14 protein-coding genes and 1 pseudogene are annotated in these 19,782 nt (G+C 36.4%); 10 read left to right on the top strand and 5 right to left on the bottom strand.

Translation table 11 applies throughout. The features are described from left to right. Nucleotides 1-88: 88 nt before the first annotated feature. Nucleotides 89-1,987, bottom strand: a complete 1,899-nt coding sequence (gene gndA, locus WG932_RS04475) for an NADP-dependent phosphogluconate dehydrogenase (RefSeq protein ID WP_483087108.1) — start codon at nt 1,985-1,987, stop codon at nt 89-91. A 119-nt stretch (nt 1,988-2,106) separates the two neighbouring features. Here gndA and mnmA point away from each other — a divergent pair. The 4 genes and pseudogenes from mnmA (at nt 2,107) to WG932_RS04455 (ending at nt 5,568) form a co-directional block, all read left to right on the top strand. After that, nucleotides 2,107-3,320, top strand: a pseudogene (gene mnmA / locus WG932_RS04470) (tRNA 2-thiouridine(34) synthase MnmA). Between the two features lies 1 nt (nt 3,321). Continuing rightward, nucleotides 3,322-3,924, top strand: coding sequence for a pseudouridine synthase (locus WG932_RS04465; protein ID WP_483087107.1), 603 nt, complete (start codon nt 3,322-3,324; stop codon nt 3,922-3,924). A gap of 149 nt (nt 3,925-4,073) precedes the next feature. Then, a complete protein-coding gene (locus WG932_RS04460) occupies nt 4,074-4,382 on the top strand; it encodes a hypothetical protein (RefSeq protein ID WP_483087106.1) in 309 nt (102 codons plus the stop codon). Continuing rightward, the gene (locus WG932_RS04455; protein ID WP_483087105.1) at nt 4,348-5,568 is read left to right on the top strand and encodes a M28 family peptidase; all 1,221 of its coding nucleotides are present in this window, start codon (nt 4,348-4,350) and stop codon (nt 5,566-5,568) included. Before WG932_RS04460 ends, WG932_RS04455 begins: the two co-directional genes overlap by 35 nt. A 45-nt stretch (nt 5,569-5,613) precedes the next feature. Here the strand turns inward: WG932_RS04455 and WG932_RS04450 are convergent, their stop codons facing one another. From WG932_RS04450 to WG932_RS04435, 4 genes are all read right to left on the bottom strand, one after another. Further along, nucleotides 5,614-6,156 carry a GDSL-type esterase/lipase family protein gene (locus WG932_RS04450; protein ID WP_483088577.1) on the bottom strand — a complete coding sequence of 181 codons (543 nt, stop codon included), beginning with the start codon at nt 6,154-6,156 and terminating at the stop codon, nt 5,614-5,616. Nucleotides 6,157-6,200: 44 nt separating this feature from the next. Then, complete coding sequence (locus WG932_RS04445; RefSeq protein ID WP_483087104.1) at nt 6,201-6,380, bottom strand: hypothetical protein; 180 nt, start codon at nt 6,378-6,380, stop codon at nt 6,201-6,203. 121 nt (nt 6,381-6,501) lie between these two features. Then, on the bottom strand, nt 6,502-7,914 hold the full coding sequence (locus WG932_RS04440; protein WP_483087103.1) for a sensor histidine kinase: 1,413 nt from the start codon (nt 7,912-7,914) through the stop codon (nt 6,502-6,504). Between the two features lie 772 nt (nt 7,915-8,686). After that, entirely contained in the window at nt 8,687-9,733 is a 1,047-nt protein-coding gene (locus WG932_RS04435) for a glycoside hydrolase family protein (protein WP_483087102.1), read from the bottom strand. A 703-nt stretch (nt 9,734-10,436) separates the two neighbouring features. Here WG932_RS04435 and WG932_RS04430 point away from each other — a divergent pair. The 6 genes from WG932_RS04430 (at nt 10,437) to WG932_RS04405 (ending at nt 19,765) form a co-directional block, all read left to right on the top strand. Next, nucleotides 10,437-11,615, top strand: a complete 1,179-nt coding sequence (locus WG932_RS04430; RefSeq protein WP_483087101.1) for a TonB-dependent receptor plug domain-containing protein — start codon at nt 10,437-10,439, stop codon at nt 11,613-11,615. A 19-nt stretch (nt 11,616-11,634) separates the two neighbouring features. Beyond that, a complete protein-coding gene (locus tag WG932_RS04425) occupies nt 11,635-13,809 on the top strand; it encodes a TonB-dependent receptor domain-containing protein (RefSeq protein WP_483087100.1) in 2,175 nt (724 codons plus the stop codon). Between the two features lie 18 nt (nt 13,810-13,827). After that, on the top strand, nt 13,828-14,505 hold the full coding sequence (locus WG932_RS04420) for a SusD/RagB family nutrient-binding outer membrane lipoprotein (RefSeq protein ID WP_483087099.1): 678 nt from the start codon (nt 13,828-13,830) through the stop codon (nt 14,503-14,505). Further along, nucleotides 14,472-15,503, top strand: coding sequence for a SusD/RagB family nutrient-binding outer membrane lipoprotein (locus WG932_RS04415; RefSeq protein WP_483087098.1), 1,032 nt, complete (start codon nt 14,472-14,474; stop codon nt 15,501-15,503). The genes WG932_RS04420 and WG932_RS04415 overlap by 34 nt, the downstream gene beginning before the upstream one ends. 873 nt (nt 15,504-16,376) lie before the next feature. After that, a complete protein-coding gene (locus tag WG932_RS04410) occupies nt 16,377-17,600 on the top strand; it encodes a TonB-dependent receptor plug domain-containing protein (RefSeq protein WP_483087097.1) in 1,224 nt (407 codons plus the stop codon). Further along, the gene (locus WG932_RS04405) at nt 17,591-19,765 is read left to right on the top strand and encodes a TonB-dependent receptor domain-containing protein (protein ID WP_483087096.1); all 2,175 of its coding nucleotides are present in this window, start codon (nt 17,591-17,593) and stop codon (nt 19,763-19,765) included. Before WG932_RS04410 ends, WG932_RS04405 begins: the two co-directional genes overlap by 10 nt. Nucleotides 19,766-19,782 lie beyond the last annotated feature (17 nt).

Below are 19,782 nucleotides of genomic sequence, written 5' to 3'. Positions count from 1 at the left end.
CCTTAAAAACAAAATCCTGTGTGTTTTTAGCATTTCCCTTTCCTTGATAGGCTTTTTTCTCCTATTTTATTAAATAAAACCTCTCCTTTTATTCTTTCCAATTGGTATGAAAAGCCTGATCTGCGTCTTTATCATTCCTTCGATAGGTATGAGCACCAAAATAATCCCTTTGCGCTTGAATTAAGTTGGCGGGTGAGTTTGCGGTTGTGACTCCCAATAAGTAATTGATGGCATTGGATAATACCGGTACGGCAAAACCATTTTGTAACGCCTGACCCACTACATAGGATAAATCACCTTGGTAACTTTTTAAGGCTATTATGGCTTCATAATTAAGTAAGATATGGTTACTTTCCTTAAAAATTTCTACCAATTCTTCCATTAATTTAGAACGTATGATACAGCCGTTGGTCCAAATTCTAGCTATTTCGGAGAAATTTAAAGCCCAATTGTTTTTTTCTGAAACTTCCAGCATAAGTGAAAAACCAACTTCATGGTTGATGATTCGTGTCGCCTGGTAGGCCGCCTGTAATTTATCCAAGAAGTTGTCTACATCTTCTATTCCCGGAAATCTTTCAAGATCATAAAGGCCTGATGAAATCATCCTCAGTCCCTTTCTTGCGGAAAGATTCCTTGCCATTACTGCTTCGCCAAGCACCCCATAAGGCACCCCATATTCCAAAGCGGTATTTAAAGACCAACCACCTGTTCCTTTTTGAGCAGCTTGATCCAGTATCTTATCTATTAAAGGTTCCCCATTTTCATATTTTCTTAAAATATCAATGGTAATTTCTAACAAATAACTGCTTAAATCACTGTCCATCCATTTTTCAAAAATAGAAGCAATTTTAATAGGATCTAATTGCAAGTAATTTCGCATCAACGAATACACTTCAGCAATGGCCTGCATCTCTCCATACTCTATGCTGTTGTGCACCATCTTCACAAAATGACCGGAACCACCGGGTCCAACATAAGTAACACAAGGATTGCCTTGAAAATCCTTTGCAGCAATCTTTTCTAGAAAGCCTTCTATTTTAGAAAAACCCTCCTTATCACCCCCAGGCATAATTGAAGGACCTCTTCTTGCTCCTTCCTCACCTCCGGAAACTCCAGTACCGACAAATAATATCCCTTTCTCTTTTAATAATTCAGATCTTTGAATGGTATCCTTGTAAAATGAATTTCCCCCATCAATAATAATATCTCCTTCATTCAGTAAAGGAATCAATTCCTGTATTTGAAGATCCACTGCTTTTCCTGCAGGAATCATTAGCAATATGGATTTAGGAGAGGAAAGTGAAGCAACGAACTCCGAAATATTTTCAAAAGGTTGAATAGTAAGGTAAGCAGGATTTTCCTCCAAAACTTTTGCAGCTACGCCTTCTTCTTTTCCTTCAACATATCTATTATAAATTGATATATTCACACCATTATCAGCCAAATTTAGCGCAAGGCTTTTGCCCATCACTCCCATACCAATCACTCCAAAGTCGGATTTACTTTCCATTTTCTTAAAATTTTTGATGATGTCTTGAACAATTTTTTCAGGTGAACTATCAATGGTCACCTTTAAACCATAATCAGGAACTTCCAAAGCTTCCATTTGTGAAGCAAGTAATGCAGGATTCATAAAGTGTCCTACCCTATCTCCTAATCTTTTTTCTACAAGTGATTTTTTTCCATCAAGTAAAACCCATTCTATATTTGATGTTACTTTTAAAATGTTTCTGTATTTTTCATTCAATGCTGAACAGGCCAAAACAGCTCCTTTTTCTTTGGCAGCATCCTGCAACTTCTTGGCAACATTTCTTAGCCAAGGGATACGGTCTTCGTCATCCAAAGGTATGCCGGCATTCATTTTGGTTTTATTGGATTTGGGGTGAAAATCATCCGCGTCAAGAAAAGGTAATTCCATTTTATTTGCTAATAATTCTCCAATGGTACTTTTTCCACAGCCTGTAACCCCGTAAACTATTATAATCATAAACGAAATTATGAAATTCAACCGGATCAAACCATTTTAAATTGTAATTTTACCATTTGAACCATATCATTTATTTTTATTGTTACCTATTGAATTTGGGTTCAAGGATAATACAAATTATGTCTCAGCGTAAAAAAAGAGTAGTAGTAGGCCTTTCAGGAGGTGTGGATAGTTCGGTTACCGCTTATTTGCTAAAAGAGCAGGGCTATGAGGTAATAGGTATGTTTATGAAGAATTGGCATGATGAATCAGTAACCATTTCTAATGAATGTCCCTGGGTGGAAGACAGTACTGATGCCATGTTAGTGGCCCAAAAGTTAGGCATTCCTTTTCAAGCCATAGACCTTAGTGAAGATTACAAATCCAGAATTGTAGCTTATATGTTCTCTGAATACAAGGCAGGAAGAACACCAAATCCTGATATTCTATGTAATAGAGAAATAAAATTTGACATTTTTTTAAAGGCAGCCATGAAACTAAAAGCGGATTTTGTTGCCACCGGACACTATTGTCAAAAAGAAGAAATAAGTGTCAACGGACAACCTATGTACAAATTGATAGCAGGGGCAGATAATAATAAAGATCAAAGTTATTTCCTTTGTCAATTGGATCAAGAACAATTGAGCAAGGCTTTGTTTCCCATTGGCCACCTGCAAAAAGCAGAAGTCAGGGAGATCGCCAAAAAACAAGAATTAATAACTGCCGAGAAAAAGACAGCCAAGGATTATGCTTCATTGGTAAGGTGAAGCTACCGGACTTTTTACAGCAACAGCTCAAACCCAAAAAGGGGGATATTCTCACTGTACCTGCTGAATCCCCAATTTATGCTACTATGGGAATTCCGGCAGGTGTGGCCTTTGAAGATTTGGACACGAACCAGTTGAATGAAACCTGCTATCCATTACAGTACGAGGCAAGCATGGGTGAAAAAGTAGCCAAGCACAATGGTGCACACTATTTTACCATCGGGCAGCGAAAAGGCCTCAACGTGGGGGGGACAGGTAAACCATTATTTGTAATTGCAACAAACACCAAAGATAATATTATTTACACAGGTTTGGGAGAAGATCATCCCGGACTTTTAAGACATGGTCTTTTTGTCAAAAAGGAAGACATCCACTGGATCAGACCTGATAAAACTTTAAATGTGGGGGATTCAGCTTCCTATGTTGCAAGAATTCGGTACAGGCAACCGCTATCTAAGGCCACCCTACTAATGAAGGAAAATGGTTTATATGTTTTATTTGATCGTCCACAAAGGGGAATAGCCTCCGGACAGTTTGTGGCGTGGTATGAGGGCGAAGAAACGATTGGATCAGGAGTAATCTATTAAAATGCAACAGCTTCCGATTCTATTTGAAGACCAACACTACATTGCCATCAATAAACCATCCGGTGTTTTGGTCCACAAGACGCCCTTAGAAAAAGATCCGGAGGCTTTATTTGCGGTTCAAATGCTAGAGCATCAAGTTGGGTACAAAGTTTACCCGTTACACCGAATAGATCGGCCAACTACCGGTGTTTTGTTGTTTGGAAAAAGTGCAAAGGCTGCTTCAACCATTCAAGCTCAATTTATAGACCATAGCATAAAAAAATATTACTTAGCCATTTTAAGAGGCTATTTACCAAAAGCTCATGGAATGATTGATCATCCTTTGGCCAAAGATTTGGAATTTGTACTTCAGGAGGCAAAAACGGAATATTGGACATTGAAACAATGTGAAATTCCTTTTGCTTCTACAGGGAGGTATCCAAGTAGCAGGTATTCTCTAGCCAAGATTTATCCTCATACCGGTAGAATGCATCAAATTCGAAGACATTTTGCACATTTGAGACATTATATTATTGGTGATACCACTCATGGAGATAATCGGCAAAATAATTTTTTTCTAGCCAATTTCAACTTGAAAATATGCTATTACATGCTTGGGAGTTGACTTTTTTCCAACCTTTTTCTAAAGAATCCATTACCATCAAAGCAGATTTACCTTTACATTTCCTTAGCATCATGAGAGAATTTAATTGGCCCGAGAAGGAATTAAGTAATCATTTAGTATAATTGTATATAAGCCTGAAAAAAAACCATATGATAAACATAAAATACCTCCTAGCAATTGTATTTTCATCCATGTTTTTCTTTGTAAGTTTCCAAGGAATAGCCCAAAAAGTAAAAATAGACGGGGTCATTGAAAGAGCAGAAGCCTTGTCTCATTTTAAATTTTTGGCTTCAGATGAATTGAAAGGTAGAGACCCAGAACGTCCTGAAATTGATATTGCAGCTTATTATATTGCCAATCAATTTGAAAAATATGGTGCCATTCCACTTTCTTCATTGAATGCCTATTACCAATATGTACCATTTGTCGCATCCTCCCTCCAACTGTTGGAGAATTAAATGGAAAGGCTCCAAGTTTAAGCATGGAGAAGATTTATTGGTATTGGGAGGAAACGATTTGTCAGGAGATTTTGAAATGGTAGTTGCCGGCTATGGCTTTGAAGATGACTATGCCGATAAAAATGTTAAAGGGAAATGGGTCGTTGTAAGGGTTGGTGCACCCAATCGACTCACTCCTACCGAACTTTTTAAAGCAGGGAGAGAAAAACAAGCCCTTGCCAAGTCCAAAGGCGCCATCGGTTTAATTGAGATGTACAATGTACCGACAACCCCTTGGAGAATGTTGGTAAACTATCTTAACAAATCTCAATTAGCTTTAGATTTAGACCCTGACAAGCATGATGATTTGCCTTATCTTTGGATGAAAGATCTAAAAGGAGAGATCATTAAATCCATTGCTTCCGGTAAAAATGAGATATCCATCGATATAAAAGGTAAGAAGAATAGAAAAATTAAGGGTAGAAACGTGGTAGCTGTGATTGAAGGAACCGATCCTCAATTAAAAGACGAGTATGTGATGCTATCAGCCCATTATGATCATTTGGGTATTACCAAACCTAATGCTGAGGGAGATTCCATATACAATGGGGCAAGAGATAACGCAGTAGGAACAGCAGCATTGATCCAAGCAGCAAATTATTTTGGTGAGCACCCACCAAAAAGATCCATTCTTCTATGTGCATGGACAGCAGAGGAAAAAGGCCTACTAGGTTCCTCCTATTTTGCCGATAACCCTCCATTACCATTAAAAGATATAGTTTTCAATCTTAATATTGACAATGGAGGCTATAATGACACCAGCTTGGTTACCATTATTGGCTTAGGCAGGTCATCGGTAGATCATCTTATTTCAGTTGCAGCAGAGGACTATGGCTTGGAAGCAATAGCAGATCCATCACCGGAACAAGGGTTATATGACCGTTCCGACAATGTAAACTTTGCCAAGAAAGGTATTCCGGCACCTACTTTTAGTTTAGGTTTTACTGCCTTCGACCAAGAAATCGGTAAGTATTACCACCAGGTATCTGATCAGGTTGATAATTTTGATTTGGATTATGCCATAAAATACTGGAAAACCTATATTCTATCTGCAGAGAATATTGCAAATAATCTTGAAAAACCAGTATGGAAATCCGGTGATAAATATGAAGAAGCATCAAATGCCTTGTATGGCATAGGCAATTGATCTTCCCGAATTCAATAAATAGATTGGTAAGTAAAAATTGAAAATTTATTTCATCAATTCCTCAATTTTAGGATACAAGGCTTCAAACATCAATCGATGCCCTTCAGGGTTTGGGTGAAGAAAATCTGGCATCAATTCACGGTTTACCTTTCCGTCTTCGTTATAATATACATCCGATATATCCATGTAATGAATTCGAGAATTATCTTTGGGAAACTTAGCAATTAAACGGTTGGTGGTTTTATTAAGATTGTCTCTATGATTGGGTTTGTAACCATAAGGTAAAATCCCCATCAATAAAATCTTTGTCTCCGGTAGCTTTTCTGTAATTAGGCTACAAATTTTGTGGATCCCTCCAGCCAATTCTTCCGGAGTACTTATGCTAAGATAATGATTGCCATCTGTGTTATTTGTTCCAATCAATACGACTGCAACCTTGGGGTTAATGTGTTCTAACGAGCCATTTTCCAGCCTCCAGATAACATTTTCGGTTCTGTCCCCCGAAATTCCCATATTAATTGTTTGAAACGGATTCAAATATTTTTCCCAAACCTGATTACGGTCCTCATTATCTAAGGAGTGAAATATAGAATTGCCAACTAAAATTAATTGGGCTTCAGGAGTACGCCTTCCTAGAATTTTTTGGTGACGACTAAGCCACCCTTCATCCTCTTTTTCTGAGCAATAGCAGCAGGATTTTCTTGACTTTCAGCTATTTCATTACCATTTCTAGGATGTTTGCTTTTATTTTTGCTCGGTCCGCAAGCTATTAGGATAAAGAAAGGAATAATATAAATCAAAGGTTTTATCATGGAATATTTAGTCTTATGGAGCTTTAAAGATATTATTTATTACCAATATTTTACCACACAAACAGGACACACATTTCTTTTTTAAAGACCTCCTTAAAGGAAAATCATTTTCAAACCCTGATCAAATATTAGGTAATTCTACTATAAAAACAGTACCTACCTCAATATTGCTATCAACATAAATCTTCCCACCATTCAATTCAATAAATTCTTTACAAAGGGCAAGACCTATCCCTGTTCCCTCCTCATTATTAGTGCCTTTTGTTGATATTTTCTCTTCAATTTTAAATAATTTTTTTAGGTTCTCTTTAGGAATACCAATTCCATTATCCTGAACAAATACCTTTACCATTTTTCTATTGGGGGATGATTTTATTCTCACAGTTCCTCCCGGATTGGTAAATTTAATAGCATTAGATATCAAATTTCTAAAAACCGTATCTATGGTATTTCTGTCTGCAAAAACATTTAACCTATCATCAATTTCATTGATTAATTTTATCTTTTTATTTTTCGCATTTTGGAGTTGTAAATCGAAATTAACCTTTATCAGGTCATGAATGGAAACCTTTTCCGGATTTAATGTTATCTCATTGGTTTGTGAGCGAGACCAGCTTAATAAATTTTCCAAAAGCTTAAATAGCTGAGCACTTGAATTATATATTTCCTCAAGCATATTTGTTTTCTCCTCTTCTGAAAAGGACTTTGGATTCTTCAATAACAAGTCTAACAAAACCAATAGGCCTGAAAAAGGGCTTCGTAAATCATGGGCAAGAATAGAGAAAAACTTATCTTTTGTTTTAATGTTATGTTTTAATTCTTTCGTTCTTTCTTCAACAATGAATTCCAATTCTCTCTTGTTCTCTTTTAAAAGATTTTCCTCATTTTGTCTAGCGTTCACAATAATATTGATCATGATAAAACCCATTCCAAAAAGCCCCACAATAATAAGTAGCAAAATCTTACGCATAAAGAGGTACCCTTTCAATGCCTCATTAGCGTTTATTCGAGTAGCCACTCCCATATTTAAGGTATCATCCCATACGCAAACTTCATAAATATTTTCACCCTTATAATCTTCAATTTCACTGAGCACATAACCGTTACATAAGGAAAATTTATTTTCTTGACTAACCCTAATTGAGTCTGTTTCATTTTCGAGCCTATTCTCAAGATTGAATTCTTTAATACCTTCAAGTTTTTCGTCAATTCGACTATTAGTAACTATTACACCTTGACTATTGAAGCCATATGATTCCCCACTTTCTCCTATTCTACCCATCTCTAGAATTCTAGAGAAATCTTTTTGGGTATCTAAGCGAATAGCAAATGCAGCAATGATTTTTTCTTGTTGGAAAATTGGGGTAACCAAAAACATGGTATGCCATTTTTCTTTGGTGTATTTACTTTCCAAGGCTACATCAGACTTAATTGGAGGAACCAAGATGGTTTCACCACGCAGAAGTACTTTGTCCAATAATGATTTACTTTCTTTGGCGATTAGGTTGAAACTACCTGTGTTTGAATCCCTCATTGAGAAAACACTTATGTAATTAGGAGATATCAAGAAAACTCCTAAATCTTCATTAGTATCCAAAATGGGTTGAAAAAAACCCTTAATTCTGAAGTTATAGGGGAAGATATCAATGAAGATGAATCCCTAGGTAGTTGTAAAATTTCGGAGGTTTTATTAACTAAAAAATCATTACTTCCTAACTTTTTAATATTGTTTTTTCGGAATTGGATCCATTGTTTAAGTGCTTCATGTGAAGATTTATTGACAGTAATCAAGGATGTTTCTGCCGATTGTATACTAAAACTTTTTAATTCTTTTAAGCTGAAAATAATTAAAACAACTGCAATAAAGAAACTTATTACTAATAATAAGTATTCATGTTTTTTTAAGGATAGTATTTTTTTCATGAAAAATATTATTTTACAAATAATCTTATCTTACCCTATACTGTGTGTGATAGGAGATGTAATTAAAGTTTAACCGGAAGTAAATCATTCTTTACTATTTGGAAAATTTCGGGTTAGTTTTAAGGATAAATCTAAAGAACTAGGTACGTAATAGGTGATTAAATGCTCTTTATGATTAGAAAAACGAAGAGTGATAAATTATTAGGTAAAAATTAACTTAACCTTCTGTGCAAGGTAACAATTTTTCATCTAAAAAACATTGAATTAATTAGAAAATCGGTACAATTAAAATGGAAAAAGGGTTTTTATTGTATTATTTTTATACAAATTCTTTTAAAAGGAATAGCTACCTATGCTAACATAAATTTCAAAAGGTAGGGATGTTAATTAAAGGCGATAGGTATAAAAACTGTATAGGATTGTTCGCCTTTTTTCACTGCCAAGCACAATGTTTTAGGTTGATTATTTTCAAAATAAACAAATGGTCTTTCCATCCTATCAGGTCGGATGAGATCTCCATTTGCCAAAGGAATTTCTTTATTGAAAACTTTAAAATTAGAAGGTTTCTTCCAATTAATTCCATCATTTGAATAAACCAAACCTATGTATTCATGTGCATGAAAAACACCATAAAACTTCTGATTTTCAGAATCGTAATAAAGCGACATATCCTCTGTATCCTGGTAATCTATCACAGGATTCGGCTGCATTTGAAAGGGACCTACCGGAGAATCTGAAATGGCAATAGCTTGATTTCTAATAAAACGTTCTTCATCGGGCTTATCACCTTTTACTATTAAATAAAAACGATTATCCTTTCCCTTCGCTATGGCTGGATTTACTGTTAAGGTGGTGATAGGTCCTGAAGGCTGTATGATGGGCTGATCCAGCCTTTCCCATGGTCCATCTAGTGAGGAAGAAACTGCAACACCGGTCCTTTGGTTTTCTCTCAAGGTTTTACGAATTAAACTTTGATCTAACGATTTTCCATGAGAAGCTATTAGATCATTATCACTATACTCCATCTCACCTAAATTAGTGGCAATATAATATAGGTAATATTTACCGTCAAAATACTTGATTTTTGGATTGTGTGCAGTAATAGCATCCCAATAACCTTTACCTCTACCCTTCAATACCGTTTCCCGATATTCCCAAGGTCCGTTTGAACTACTAGAAGTGGCATGTGCAATTTCAGAAAATGTCAGCCAAGCCGAAAAATCCATCTGCCACCTAGAATAAAACAAGTGATAAAGGCCATCCTCACCTTTAATTATAGATCCACCCCAGTTATAAAATTGGTGATCTTTATAAAGGTTATCTTCAGTAATTGGCTCAAATTTACCTTTGAGCAATAAAAAATCTTCTTCTTGAGTATATCCTTGGAGAAAATTCCCAATAAAAAATAAAACCAACAAACTGATTCTCATTCTTTTAATATTTTAATCAACACAATAAAAAGAATTCAATAGAAATTCTTACTGAGATTTCGGAAACAATAAAAACCAAAATTTTTCAATATTCCTAGTTTTAATATGGTGTAACCTAGCATTATTTCGGTACCCATAAGTTTCGCAAATTTTCCTATCAAAAGCATAGGCTTCAACATCCTGGTTAAAAAGTATAATTAAAATTTAAAAGGTATATAATAAATAATTAAGGGCCTTTTATCCACTAAATATTTCTTATTAAATAGACGATTTTTTTATGATTCCGGCTTATAATCATAGCCAAGATTACAATAGCCAACAAAATTAGGTAAAACCAATTGGCAATCCCTCATAAGGAAAGGTGCTATTATTTGATTAATTAATCAAGTCAATTTATTGGAAATTCGTCCCTTATTTAAACAAAAAATTATTCAAATATTATTAAACGATGATGATTGTTGAAATCGCTTAATCAGCTATTGCATTTGAATCTGTATTTACAATATTGCCGAAAATTTAAGCAAATGATCAAAAGTTTTAACCCGCTTTTGCCTTAAAATCATGATAAAGTATTAATAAATAAACCTTCCGAAAAACAATAATAGGCCTATGATGTAAAACCAAACAAAATGAAATAACTATTAGTTAGCGCCTGAATTAATGGCGTAAAGAGTCAAAAATTTCTATTTAAGAATTTCAAAAAATGAAAAAACATCTACTTTGTGAAGATTTAACCGGTCTTCCCCTTAAAACCAATCAAGTATTGCGGTTGTGCTTGATTATGTTAATACTTCAAACTGCATTGTTTAAAAGTAACACTGCATTTTCTCAACAATCTCCAAACAAAACAATTACTGGCGTAGTTACAGATTCTGAGGGATTTCCGCTTATAGGGGTAGCTGTCCTCGCTAAAGGGACTACAAACGGTACCGTAACCAAGCTTGATGGAGATTATTCCATAAACGTTCCTGCCACTACAGAGGTGTTGCAGTTTTCCTACATTGGTTACCAAGCACAAGAAATAACTATCGGATCACAATCTATTATTGATGTAACCCTTACTGATGCAGTGGTAGGACTAAACGAAGTGGTCATTACAGCCTTAGGTATTTCGCGTGAAAAAGAATCCTTAGGCTATTCCGTTGGAACCGTTGATGGGGAGGAATTAAATAAAACACCACAGGCTAGTGTACTAAGCTCTATGCAAGGAAAAATAGCAGGTGTTCAGATTTCTCAGACTTACGGGGTGAAAGGTTCATCAATGAATATGGTAATCAGAGGAGCTTCCTCTTTAAACTCAGACAATCAACCTTTGTTTGTTATAGACGGAGTGCCCGTTTACAACACTACGGATAACCTATTCAATCAGGCTGACCTTGGTAATGCTATCTCAGACATTAATCCGGAAGATATAGAATCAATGTCTGTATTAAAAGGACCTAGTGCAGCAGCTCTCTACGGGTCACGTGCAGCAAATGGAGTAGTACTTATTACGACCAAATCAGGTACAGGTGAGAAAAAAGGTTTAGGGGTGGATTTTAATTCATCATTTATTGTCGACAATCCATACGAATATCTTCCTGTGCAAACTGAGTTTGCTTCAGGCCAAGAAGGGGCTTTTGTATTTGAAAATGATGCTTATGAATTTTGGGGTCCTAAGCTAGACAATGGTTTTATTGCCCAACAAAGAAACCAGGATAGTCCAAGTGAATTGGTTTCTCATGAGAACAATATCAACCGTCAAAAAGATTTTTACCAAAACGGCTGGACACAGGTAAACAATGTGGGCGTTAGCGGTAACTATGACAAAGCCAATTTCCGCGTTTCTTTGGGTAATTACCTTAACAAGGGTATTATGCCGAATGTAGATTTGAAAAAATAATATCAGCATCAATGGAACGATGAACCTGACTGATAATTTGGAGGTAACAGTAATGACCTCTTTGAATGAGTCAAGTTCAGGCAATAGACCAAATACCAATGATGGTTTTCTTACGCCAACAAGGGCAATTTTAACTGTAGGACCACAGGTTGACATGTCTTTGTATAGTAATCCTGAAACATGGTGGATGCCCAACCAAGAAGGTATCGTTCAAACCCGCTGGAAAGAAAGGTGGAACAATCCTTACCTGATGCAAGAGTTGGCCACAACAAGTTTTGATAGAGTTCAGGCCATGACTAAAGTACAAGTAGGTTGGGAGTTTGCCAAGGACCTGCGCTTTACAGGAAGGTATTTGCGAAGTCAATTGAACCAAAGAGCAGTTAACCAAAGACCGTGGGATACAAATAGTGCCCCCAAGGGAAATTATGATATTCAGAATTCCAGTTTTAGGGAACAAAACTGGGAAGGTCTTTTCTCCTATAACAAAACATTTGGAGATTTTGACCTACAGGCCAATGCAGGTGGAAACCTAAGGTACAACTACCAGGAAAACATTCACAATTCAACCACTAATCTGGTTATTCCCGGTTTGTATACCATTAGTAATGGAGGTCCCGGTTCTGTAATATATAATAACTTCTTGAGTAAAAAGAAAGTAAACAGTCTTTTCGGCCAAACTTCCATTGGCTATAAAAACATGGTTTACCTAGACCTTACTGCTAGGAATGATTGGTCTAGTACATTACCCAAAGAGAATCGCTCGTATTTTTACCCTTCAGCTTCTTTAAGTGTGCTGGTAAATGAAATGTTTGATATGCCGGCTTGGGTTAGCCTTGCCAAGGTTCGTGCAGGTTATGCTCAGGTAGGTAATGATGTAGATCCTTATCAGCTTCAAAGGTATTATAATTTTGGTGCAGATTGGGGAGATACCAAAAGAGCCAGTATTGCCAAAGTTGCTAAAAATTCTCAACTAAAACCTGAAATAGCTACATCCAAAGAAGTGGGTATTGACCTTTCTTTGTTTAACAACAGACTAACACTAGATGCAACCTACTATACCATGGACAATAAAAACCAGGTACTTGGCATTAGCACTCCAATTACTTCAGGGGCAAACAGCAAACTGATCAATGCAGGATTGGTAAGAAGTAATGGTTGGGACATTACCCTAGGTACCTCTGTAATCAGACAAAAAGATCTTTCATTTGATTTAGGATTAAATTTCACTAGAAATAGAACTACCATTGTGGAGCTAGCTGATGGAGTTGAATACTTTGGTTACAGCCAAGGGTATGCTTATTTCTATACCTATCCGGGAGATCAGGTAGGAGATATTTACCAAGCACCATACTTTAAAGTAGAAGATCCAAATTCTGAGTACTATGGTCATGCCATTATTTATAGCAATGGTAAGCCTGAAAGAGATCGAAATCCTGAGAATTTAGAAAAAATTGGTAACTATAACCCTGATTTCATATTGGGTATTAACCCAAATGTGCAATATAAAAACTTTAGTTTTTCAGCAGTTATTGATTGGAGGTCAGGCGGTCAATTCTATTCAGAGACTTTGAGGCAAGGTAAGAATGATGGTAGATTTCCTGAATATATCAATGGTAGTGTAGATTATGACCCCAATGTAGACATCGTTCAGCAAATCAAAGATAACCCTGAGAAGTTTTCACACGAATGGGTTGGTGGACGTGATTCTGAATATGGTGGTTTTGTATGGCAAGACGAGGAACAAAGAGAAGCCAGAAGCTATATTAATGCGGATGGGGAAAAAGTTTATGTAAACGATGCCAGTTTTGATGTAGGTGTTAGAGAAGATGGCCAAGGTGGATACATAGAGAATTTTGGAGGACCGGGTACAATTTGGCTTAGTCCGTATAATGCTCAAAAAGGAGCGGATAGATACTTGGCCTCAGCTAACCTGTACAGTGCAACTTATGTGAAATTAAGAGAAGTATCAATTACTTATAGGTTCCCTAAGGCTATCGTAAATAAATTTAACCTTCAAAACATGTCTTTATCGCTACTGGGTCAAAATTTGTTTATGTGGACAAAGCACAATGTATTTATCGATCCTGAAACTGCCTATACCGCTGTAGGAAACAGGAATGAACCTGGTTATGAGTTTTACAATGTGATTCCACGAACCCGCAGTTTCGGTATGAAATTAAATGTTGGGTTTTAATTATAATATATATTGATCATGAAGAAAATTATAATAATAATATTATCTATTGCATTCATTCCAATTTTAAACTCCTGTAGCGATTTTGATAAATTGAATGTAAGCCCCAATGATGTAAACGAAGTTGATCCAAACTTCCTCTTAACGACAAGTACCTATAATTTTGCCAGTACCTATAGTGAATTTGGCTATTGGGGTTCAAGAATTCCTTCCTTATTGCAGTATTACCAAGTGGGTGATGGTTATAAATCTGAGGAATTTAACGCCCTGTATTGGACACCGGGACAAAGTAGTCCGTGGGGAACGATCTACTCTAATTTAGTAGATGTTCAAGCGATGTCCGACCTTAGTGTTGAGCAAGAAAACACTTTCACAGAGGCTGTAGCTTTAGTATATCAAGCCGGACTTATAGATCTAGCTACAAAGATTTATGGTGATGTGCCCTTTTCAGAAACCAATCAGCTGGAGGAAGGAATTGTTTTCCCTAAATATGATCGGCAGAAAGAGATTTATGAAACCTTGCTGATTAATTTAAAAACAGCAAAAAATATGATTGAAGCCCTTCCGGGGGAGGAAGTCCCCGTGTTGGATGGCTATGATCTATTGTACAATGGAGATAAAGACAAATGGATAAAGTTTGTTAATTCTCTCAGAATCAGGATGTGTTTGTTGTTGAACAACAAAAAAATGAATTAAGTATTGATTTAGATGCTGAGTTCCAAGATGCTGCACAAAATGTGTTCACCAGTACAGATGACAATGCTGTTTTAGATTATATAGGAAATTCTGCAACTACTTCTTTTCGAGGTGGGTCATTTAGGGCTTCAGAACTTACTTATGCGAGAAGAATGGGCTTAGGTTTTCTTAATTCTTTAAGGGATCAAAATGATCCGAGATTGTACAGATGGTTAAGGCCTGTAGAAAAGAAATGGGACAAGGATATTGCTACCGCAACAACGATTCAATATACGGATCCATTGGGACAAACCTTCCCTGTAGAAGTGTTGCCCTACCCTAGTGGGTATGATGACCTGGATACTAGCCTGTACGTTGGATTACCTGTAGGTAGCCAAGCTTCATGGACAGCTTATAATGCAGGTCCTCAAGCAACATCTGTTGAGCCCAAAACTACTCCGTTTAATAGTCGTCTCAGTGAGATATATTTTCAAAATGCCAATCAATATGTTGGCATGAACATTATTACCTATTCAGAAGTGGAATTTATTTTGGCAGAAGCTGCGGCCATTGGGGCATTTGGTGCCAGTGATGCAGAAGGTCATTACAAAAAGGCGATTGAAGCTTCTATGGATGAATGGGGTATATACGGTGACTATGTAGGAGGATTTGATTTTGAAGAATTTTACAGCCAGGAAGAAATAGACTTAAGTCAAGCAACCAATGTGCATGAACGCATTATGACTCAAAAATACATATCCATGTTTTTCAGACCTGAGCCTTGGTTTGACTGGCGTAGAACAGGTTATCCGGATTTTGTACCTCCTGTAGATGGTGCACAACCTGCCATTCCAATAAGGTATCATTATGATACACCTACCCCTCCGGATCCTCAGAATGTTGAAAAATACAATGACGCTGTAGAGAGATTGGAGAAATCTGAATTTGTACAGGTGCCAACGAATGATGATACCCGCTCACGTATGTGGTTATTGCAAGGAACCAATATTCCTTACTAAAATTATAAAATAGGAACCAGTTTTATAAGCACTAATTCTTTTCTGAAGGTTTACTGAGAGCAATTTCGGTAAACCTTCTTTTATTTGCTTGGGTCAATAAGACTAGCCTCATAAACTTAAAAAGCGATATATTTTGCAAACCGGAGTACCATACTTCCTAAAACCAGATTATTTAATAGGTAATATTTATTATTTCCAAATTTTATTTGTTTAGCTTTTCCGCATAGAGATTCATAATTTATCACTTTCGCCTTTTCATTTTTATAAATAATATTTACAACCCGTAATCAAATTGCATCCCTAATAGGATTATTCTAACCCTTAGCCTAATTGAGACTGAAAAATAAATTATTCCGAATTTTATTATTTAATATGTCATACATTTGTATTTTATTTAAATTTGCATAATATTTAAAACTGTTTTGTGCCCAAAGCCTGAGCATAGACCAGTTTGATTAACAATAAACCAACTATTTTTAGGTAGGTGTTAAACCTACAAAATTACTATATCCACCTGACTTCCAATATTTATTGAGATGTCGGGATGGTAGGCAATACTATTTGAATTGCTACTACTACACAAAGTATTTCTTTCAATTGTTAAATTTATTACTGCTACCACTTATCTTGTTTTAGCCTCCATTATCACCCAATAATGCCCGCTAATAATAAGAAAAAGTGATAAAGAACTTTGGCTTTAAATCAAAGATGGAACACCCATTTAATACTGTATTTAAAATATTACTTAATCAAATTTTAACCCCATAAAGTCTGCCTATGAAATAAACCAAAACAAACGATCAAAAAGTAATGACAACCGAGAATTACTAAAACAAGCTCGGTTCAATTGAATTTTATTTAAAATCGAAAAAGATGAAAGAAAAATTATTTAAAAGAGATTTTGTGAATCTCCCACGTAAAACAATGCGGATTTGGCAGTTGGGTCTGTCTTTGTTGGTGTTCAGTGCTGCAATGCTCCATAATACAATTACTTATTCCCAAAATACAGGCATTAATCAATCTCAAAGTAATACAATTACAGGAGTAGTATCAGATTCAGAAGGTTTTCCACTAGTAGGTGTTGCAGTATTAGCCAAAGGGACTACAAACGGTACCGTAACCAAGCTTGATGGAGATTATTCCATAAACGTTCCTGCCAACACTGAAGTGTTGCAGTTTTCTTATATAGGGTATCAGACGCAAGAGGTGGCTATTGGATCCAGGTCCATAATTAATGTTACTTTGGAAGAAGACCTTGTAGGATTAAACGAAGTGGTCATTACAGCCTTAGGCATTTCGCGTGAAAAAGAATCCTTAGGCTATTCCGTTGGAACAGTTGGTGGGGAGGAATTAAATAGAACACCACAGGCTAGTGTACTAAGCTCTATGCAAGGAAAAATAGCAGGTGTACAGATTTCTCAGACTTACGGGGTGAAAGGTTCATCAATGAATATGGTAATCAGAGGAGCATCTTCTTTAAACTCAGACAATCAACCTTTGTTCGTAATTGATGGCGTTCCGGTTTACAACACCACGGATAACCTATTCAATCAGGCTGACCTTGGAAATGCTATCTCAGACATTAACCCGGAAGATATAGAATCAATGTCAGTTTTAAAAGGACCTAGTGCTGCGGCCCTTTATGGTTCACGGGCAGCGAATGGTGTCGTGCTTATTACAACCAAATCAGGTTCAGATCAGAAAAAAGGGCTAGGTGTAGATTTCAATTCATCATTCATTATGGATACTCCATATGCCTATCTTCCTATTCAAACTGAGTATGCTTCAGGCCAAGAAGGAGCTTTTGTATTTGAAAATGATGCTTATGAATTCTGGGGACCTAAGTTAGACAATGGTTTTATCGCCCAACAAAGAAACCAGGATAGTCCAAGCGAATTGATTTCTTATGAAAACAATATAAATCGTCAGCAGGATTTTTATCAAAACGGCTGGACTCAGGCAAATAATGTAGGTGTTACCGGAAACTATGACAAGGCTAACTTTCGCGTTTCTATGGGTAATTACCTTAATAAAGGCATTATGCCAAATGTGGACTTAAAAAGAATAACATCAGCATCAATGGAACCATGCACTTAACGGATAAATTGGAAGTGACTGTAATGACCTCTTTGAATGAGTCAAGTTCAGGCAATAGGCCAAATACCAATGATGGTTTTCTTACCCCAACAAGAGCCATTTTAACTGTTGGACCACAAGTGGACATGTCACTTTATAGCAATCCGGACACCTGGTGGATGCCAAACCAAGAAGGTATCGTTCAAACCCGCTGGAAGGAAAGGTGGAACAACCCTTATCTGATGCAAGAGTTGGCCACAACCAGTTTTGATCGCGTTCAGGCCATGACTAAAATACAAGTGGGTTATGAGTTCGCTAAGGACTTGCGTTTTACAGCTAGGTACTTAAGAAGTCAATTGAACCAAAGAGCAGTAAATCAAAGGCCTTGGGACACAAATAGTATGCCTAAGGGAAACTACGATATTCAAAATTCCAGTTTTAGGGAACAAAACTGGGAAGGTCTTTTCTCCTATAACAAAACATTTGGAGATTTTGATCTACAAGCCAATGCCGGTGGAAACCTAAGGTACAACTACCAGGAAAATATTCATAATTCAACAACTAATCTGGTTATTCCCGGCTTGTATACCATTAGTAATGGAGGCCCTGGTTCTGTAATATATAATAACTTTTTGAGTAAAAAGAAAGTGAACAGCCTTTTTGCTCAAACCTCTATTGGCTATAAAAATACGGTATATCTTGATCTTACGGCTAGAAATGACTGGTCAAGTACATTGCCCAAAGAAAACCGCTCCTATTTCTACCCTTCAGCTTCTTTAAGTGTGCTAGTAAATGAAATGTTTGACATGCCGGCTTGGGTTAGCCTTGCCAAGGTTCGTGCAGGTTATGCTCAGGTAGGTAACGATGTAGACCCTTATCAGCTTCAAAGGTATTATAATTTTGGTGTAGATTGGGGAGATACTAAACGGGCCAGTATTGACAAGGTTGCTAAAAATGCTCAGCTAAAACCTGAAATAGCTACCTCCAAAGAAGTTGGTATTGACTTGTCACTTTTCGATAACAGAATATCGTTAGATGCGACCTACTATACCATGGATAATGAAAATCAGGTTCTTGGAATTAATACGCCTATTACTTCAGGGGCAAATAGCAAACTAATCAATGCAGGTTTGGTAAGAAGTAATGGTTGGGATATCACGCTAGGTAGCTCTATTGTTAGAAAAAAGGATTTTTCATTTGATTTAGGAATAAATTTCACTAGAAATAGAACTACCATTGTAGAGCTAGCTGATGGGGTTGAATATTTTGGTTATAGCCAAGGATACGCATATTTCTATACTTATCCGGGAGATCAGGTAGGAGATATTTATCAAGCGCCTTATTTTAAAGTGGAAGATCCAAATTCTGAATATTATGGTCATGCCATTATATACAGCAATGGTAAGCCTGAAAGAGATCAAAATCCTGAGAATTTTGAGAAAATAGGTAACTACAACCCTGATTTTGTATTGGGTATTAACCCAACTGTACAATACAAAAACTTTACCCTTGCTGCAGTTTTTGACTGGAGATCAGGAGGTCAGTTTTATTCAGAAACTTTGAGGCAAGGTAAGAATGATGGTAGATTTCCTGAATATATTAATGGTAGTGTAGATTATGATCCCAACATAGATATCGTACAGCAAATCAAAGATAACCCTGAGAAATTTTCACATGAATGGGTTGGAGGTCGAGATGCTGAACTGGGAGGTTTTCCTTGGCCAACAGAGGAACAAAGAGAAGCCAGAAGTTATATAAATGCTGATGGGGTAAAAGTTTATGTAGAAGATGCCAGTTTTGATGTAGGCGTTAGAGAAGATGGTGAAGGTGGTTATATCGAGAATTTTGGTGGTCCGGGAACAATATGGTTAAGTCCGTATAATGCACAAAAAGGCGCTGATAGATATTTAGCATCAGCTAACTTGTACAGTTCAACTTATGTGAAGTTAAGAGAGTTATCCATTACTTATAGGTTTCCAAAAGCTGTAGTAAATAAGATGAAACTTCAAAACATGTCTTTGTCTTTGTTAGGTCAAAATGTATTCATGTGGACAAAACACAATGTATTCATCGATCCTGAAACTGCTTACACGGCCGTAGGAAATAGAAATGAACCTGGGTATGAGTTTTACTCGGTGATTCCACGTACCCGTAGCATAGGTTTGAAATTAAATGTTGGGTTTTAATTGTAATAAATATTGAT

The sequence above is a fragment of the Cyclobacterium sp. SOCE241 genome (genome assembly GCF_056867545.1).
This window is presented reverse-complemented; position numbering and strand designations above follow the sequence as displayed.